Consider the following 6,000-nt stretch of genomic DNA (forward strand, 5'->3'; position numbering starts at 1 on the left):
TGTGTTCCGCTTTTCGCGAAAGGCGGTGTTTGGTCGAAACGACAGCTATTAAAATTGTTATTAAAATAAAATATGTTATTTATTATCTTTTACACACTTGTTGTCTTTTTTTTCTTTTTTAAAAAATAACCTAAAATCAACAGACCACCGAGAATAGTAATCGGTAGGGCAATAGTAAATAAGCCAAGTAGATTTTCAACAGTATAAAAATCAAAAGCAAAAATCGTAGCTATACCAATGGAACTAATTAGTATACCACCAATTAATTCATATTTCCAACCGATTAAAACTATAATCAACAAAATTAACCACGGTAGAGAATTCGGGCTATTCATAATCACACCTTTGATGCCACCGCCAAAACTTTCAGCTCCGGAAAATAAACCAAACAAAAACATTAGAATGGCGATGATTAATAAAATAATTTTAACTATTTTGGAGAGCATGGATGGTGTTTATTGTGAGAATTAATATAGGGAGCGACATTTTGGATAACGTTTCGGCATATCTGATGTTTGCCAAAATTCCTTTAAAAATCAATTAGTTTTGGCAAATTTGGGTGAAAGAATTTTTTACTCCTTATTAATATTAAAAATGAAAAATTCTTGAACCAGATATGCCGTGTTGTGCGATGTTCAAGCCTGAGCCGTTCGTTGCTTAACATCTAATCGTGACCACCGTCTACCACTAAGATACTTCCAGTAATATAGCTAGCATCATCACTTGCAAAAAATAAAATTGCCTTTGCTATTTCTTCTGGTAGCGCAAATCTTTTTAGATATATTTTCCTTGTTTCATCTTCAACAAATTCTTTGGGTAAGTCCTTATTCATGTCAGTATCAACCCAGCCTGGAGCGATTGCATTAACTTGAATCTTCGGAGCAAACTCTTTTGCAAAATCTTTTGTTAATGTTATTACGCCAGCCTTTGAGGCGTCATAATCAATCGCGTCGGGACTAAAGCTGTTTATCGCATTTGTTGAAGATATGTTAATTATTTTTCCGCCAGTCCCTTTTAACATTTGTTCGGAAGCATACTTACTACAAAGAAAATTTCCAAGCAAATTAACATCCAATGTCCTTTTCCATTGTTCAACACTTCTTTCGAGAAGCGGAACATCATAAACAATGCCTGCGTTATTTACAAGAATGTCAATTTTACCAAAAGTTTCTATGGCTTGACTAATCATCGCTATAACTTCATTTTCTTTGGAAATATCACATTTTATCGCAATTGCTTCCGAACCCATTTTTTTAATTTCATCAACAACAGCAAATGCCTTTTTTTCAGAGGAAAAATAATTAACAATAACTTTTGCGCCTTCTTTTGCGAAAAGTAGTGCGGTAGATTTGCCAATACCTTTACTAGAACCAGTGATAATTGCGATTTTATTTTTTAGCTTCATATGGACATGATTAATTGATTGATATTTATAACTTTTCCTACGTTTAGGCTCGGGCTTGAATTTCATTTAACGTTTCGGCATATCTGATGTTTGCCGTAGCGTAGCGGAGGCAAATATGGGTGGAGGCTTTTGTATAAAAGCCGTAACCAGATATGCCGTGTTAGCTGATGTATTCCTCTTTTCTTTTCCGACGATAGTCGATTGTTTTAAAAAATTTTAAAATTTCTTTTTCCGTTTTGGATTTTGGGCAGAGGGGTTAGGGGTGAATGCCCAAAATTCAAAACTCATTTTTCTGTTTGAGGGAGGGGCAAGAGGGGAATTAAAGGGGTGAATTGCCCCGACCGAAAATTCGTTATTTTATATTGATACTTCGTCAAAAAAATTAAAATCTATTTTTACTTCTTGCCCATTGATAATTCTATCAAGCAATATTTTTAATTGATTTTTGAGAGTTTTAATTTGTTTATCAAGACCCAAAATACTACTTGTTTTATTCAGATATTCATTTTGTGCAACAAAATTACTAATACTAAGTTTGTTTAATTTAATAGAATCTCCACAATAATATAATAAGGCGATTTCTTTAATTTTTGGTTTCGGAAAAAAAGGGATTTTAATTTCATTCCAATACTTACTCGCTAGACTTCCTCCTTGTCCGCCGACTGAAATATAATCTAAAACTCCTTTATGTCTAAGGTATCGTAGAAAAGAGGCCACAAATGCGCTTTCGGTTTCGTTATGATCTTTTTTATTTAAGACGATGCCGTGAATATTTGTTAAAAGCCGTTCGCTTGGGTCGGCAAACATAATACATTTTCCAATAGAGCCTTCAGCGGAAAATATTATATCTCCTTTTTTTATAGCTAATAATTTTTTAGGGTTTCCTAGATATTCAAACCTTGCGACTGTGCCAAAGTCAGAAATATTAGTTGGTCTAACCAGTGTGTAAAAATTATCCTTTTTTTCATAGGTGTATATACTTTGTCCAATTGCTGATATCTGTAAATTTTGACCTCTTGTCGGATCTTTATATCCCCATTCTTGTACGGTTCCATATCCGTGTGAATAATTAAGAATCATGCCTTGCTTTTCTTTATAATCCTTACAATAAAAAGCGCCGTCAATTCTACTGGTTTGTTTAATATCCTTTATTTTTGGTAATTCATAAACAAAGTCTTTTTTCTGATTATTTTTAAGCTCATCATCAATTTTTTTAAAAATTTCTTCCTCTCTTTTTATTATCAATTTTTCTTTCTCTATAATACTTTCTGTTATTATTTCAATAAAACTAATTACATCATTAGCATTTTTTTGTTTTGGTAGTGGGATAAAACAATCAAGAAACAATGTTTTGGCATGTTTTATGGTGGCACCTCTTGATACTAAAAAATTTAATTGTTGTTTAAAAAAGGGATGTTTTAGAAATGCGAAAAGATAGTATTTTTCTTTTTCAACGGGTAATTTATAGATACCAGCAGACATCATGTGGCTTGGATAATCTTTTTCAAGAATTATTGCTTCGCCAATATTTGAATCTTTTGAAATAAGAATGTCTCCTGATTTTAGAGAATAGTTTTTAAACTTTTCTGGCAAAATCGGAATAATACCTTCAGGAGTATCATTTAGAATAAAGATCTCCTCTTGTATAGCCTTGGTACGAATAAAATATTTATTGGATTGAGTAATATATGCATCTGATCCCACTTCTATTCCTTTTATTGGTTTCTTTGTGAGAAAATCTCTTACTTTCTTATGATTAGTGGTGCCGAGAATGATTTGCTTATAATTATGTGGAGAAAAAACAGCTCTTTTATTAAAGAGATCTGTGATTTTAACTGTTTGTGGTATATCTACATAATCCATAATAAAATTAGATAAACAATTTTTTTAGCGTTTCTTCTTGGCTAAGAATCCATTTTTTAAAATCAGTAAGTGTTTTTGTAAAATCTTCATCAAGCATTTGTTCACCTTCTTCGGTCAAAATTGGATCAAAAGTATTTTCATCTACTTTGTAAATAGGTTTGAAATATTTTACCCTCTTTGTTGTTCTTACTTCATATCCAATTTTTTGAATATCCTTAACAAAAATTTCGTATTCCGATTTTTTTAATTTCTCTAATTCTTTATCGCTCGGTTTATATGCCACTATTAAAGTAGTATTTACTCCTGTTTCCGCAAATACATTCGGAGGCAAATCAAAAAGACCTACTATGCGCATTTTTTCTAACAACCATCGTCGAGCAACCTCCCATCGATCAATGGAGGCAATAGAGTTTGATACTACAAAACCCATTCTTCCGTTTGTTTTTAAAATTCGATAGGCATTTTCTAAAAATAATAATCCGGGATCAATCCAGCTGCCAGAACGAGCGTCTTCCCATAATTCGTATAAATTCGCTAGTGCTTTATCTGTTTCTGTTTTTGGTTCAAATTTTCTATTTTCTCCGAAAGGAGGGTTTGTCAGGACGATATCAAATTTCATCAACTTGGTTGCGTCAACCCAGTTATCCCAATTACCTTTTTGGTGCAATTTATAGTCGAGTGCCACCAGTTCTTTGCGCGTATCAAATTTATATAAGAGCGATCCTTTGTCGGGTTGGTATTTTAATATTGCGTTGCCGTCGCCATTCAAAAGCATGTTTAACTGTGCAAGTTTTATCATTTGGCTATCATTATCTACGCCATAGATATTTTTGTCATCAAGCTCCCCTTGGGCGTTAACAAAACTAACTGAAAGAAAATCGGCTATACCCACAGTCGGATCTATAATTGATTCTGATTTTTTAGGATTAACAGCTTTGACGAGAAAATCAATGATTTTTAGTGGAGTAATAAATTGAGCTTTGTCAGTTTTGCTGAATTCATTTGCAAATTTATAGAAAACCAATTGATACAGATCTGAATCCGCAGAATTTATAAAACTATAATCTTGTAAATTTTCTACCACGCTCGCTATTGCTCTAATATGACTCTCGTCTTTCCAGACGATCGTTGCGTTATCAATTGGCTCAAGAATAATATTATATTTTTCTTGCGCAGCAGTGTACAGTGTTTTAATTCTTTGTACAAAAGACTGGACATTTTCATCGGATAGCTTAAAAAATTGCCTTTCTTGATCAGTAATGAAAAAACTCAATGCCACTTTTTCAGGATTTGTTTGGTAAAATTCCAAATACTTTTTAGTAGATTGTGTGTTTTTAAATTCATCACTCCTTTTCTCATCAAAAATTTTTAAAGCCATCATCTCAATTAAAATTTCGTAACCGCGTGAATTTCTTAATCCAACTCGGTCTAAAGTTTTTAAAATATCTGAAATAGCGTGGCTTATCTGTGAACTTGAAGCGCCCGTAATAGGGTCAAGATCATCAACGGTTCTTGTTGATCTGTCTATTTCTGATGATGTATCAATTCTCTTTTTTAATCCTTCAAAGGAAGGGATTAGTTTATAACTGTCAGTTAGGTCTAGCGATAGTTGAGTTATCCCGCTTTTATCTCCTTTTTGGTTTCTTTGTTCATCGTAACGTAAAATCGCATCTTTCTTTTTCTGAAAAATATAAAGTCGCTCGGTGTCATAATAATAACCAAGGCAATAATCTCGATCGGATTCTTTTAATTCCGCTCTGATTTGAGAAGTAAAAACTTTTTTTATATCTTTACCGTCTGATTTTTTAAACTCAACAATTGCAAGAAGGTGCTGTCTTAACCAATCGACCGCGTCATCATCTTTTTTATCACGCCATTTTTTGTAGTGTTCTATCCATTCCTTGTCATCAAATATACAAGCGTCAATTTTAATAGGTGCTGAATTCTTATTTCCTTTTGGGAAATAAATTTCTGCCCCGATATAATCTTTGCTGTAAAGACCGCTATTGATTAAAGCATAGATGAATTGCCACTTATAGTATTCCTCGTTTTTACCACCTTTTTTATCCGATAACGAAATATCCTTTAAGATTTTTCCGTCCACAGTTACCAAAGAATTAGAAAGCATTTTTGTTTTTCCATTCTTTGTATCAAATTCATTTTTTGCGGATAGAAAACTACTCATATAAATATTTCTTATAGTTTATTAATTTAAGTATAACAAAGTTTCAGAAACTTCACAATAGTCTTGTCTGTTGGTTTATTTCTAATAAATTGTATTTACGACTATTGGGAGTAAATACTCTATTTTTTCCCCTTATAAATAAATCGTTTTCGTAGCGGAGCGGAGAAAACACCTTATTACCCCTCTTTAATTAATGAAAAAGAAATTTGAAAATTTTTAAAAACAATTAGGGCGTTAGCCCGAAAAAGAAAAGGAATATTTCAGCTAACGTTTCGGCATATCTGATGTTTGCCGTAGCGTAGCGGGAGCAAATATGGGTGGAGGCTTTTGTATAAAAGCCGTAACCAGATATGCCGTGTTATATGATGTATGCTTTTCTTGTTGTCTCGTCTTAGCGAGACCACTTTTCTGTAATGAACAAATTTTATTTTTGTCTTGGCGTAGGGGCAGAGGGGCTGGGGGTGAATGCCCCGAAGCCAAGACTCCTTATTATTTATTAAGGATTGCCAATTAAATAGATATTTAATGTAACAAATAAAACATACGC

The 6,000-nt window shown here is 32.9% G+C and carries 4 protein-coding genes; all 4 read right to left on the minus strand.

Going from position 1 to position 6,000, the window contains the following annotated elements; genetic code table 11:
- Positions 1–89 precede the first annotated feature (89 nt).
- Positions 90–446, minus strand: a complete 357-nt coding sequence (locus PHS07_02720) for a hypothetical protein (GenBank protein MDD4607222.1) — start codon at positions 444–446, stop codon at positions 90–92.
- 218 nt (positions 447–664) lie between these two features.
- Positions 665–1,405 carry a glucose 1-dehydrogenase gene (locus PHS07_02725; GenBank protein MDD4607223.1) on the minus strand — a complete coding sequence of 247 codons (741 nt, stop codon included), beginning with the start codon at positions 1,403–1,405 and terminating at the stop codon, positions 665–667.
- Between the two features lie 357 nt (positions 1,406–1,762).
- Positions 1,763–3,268, minus strand: a complete 1,506-nt coding sequence (locus PHS07_02730; GenBank protein MDD4607224.1) for a restriction endonuclease subunit S — start codon at positions 3,266–3,268, stop codon at positions 1,763–1,765.
- Positions 3,269–3,275: 7 nt separating this feature from the next.
- A complete protein-coding gene (locus tag PHS07_02735) occupies positions 3,276–5,453 on the minus strand; it encodes an N-6 DNA methylase (GenBank protein ID MDD4607225.1) in 2,178 nt (725 codons plus the stop codon).
- Between the last annotated feature and the right edge of the window lie 547 nt (positions 5,454–6,000).

The organism is Patescibacteria group bacterium (assembly GCA_028707495.1).
GTDB lineage: Bacteria > Patescibacteriota > Patescibacteriia > UBA2591 > JAQWAS01 > JAQWAS01.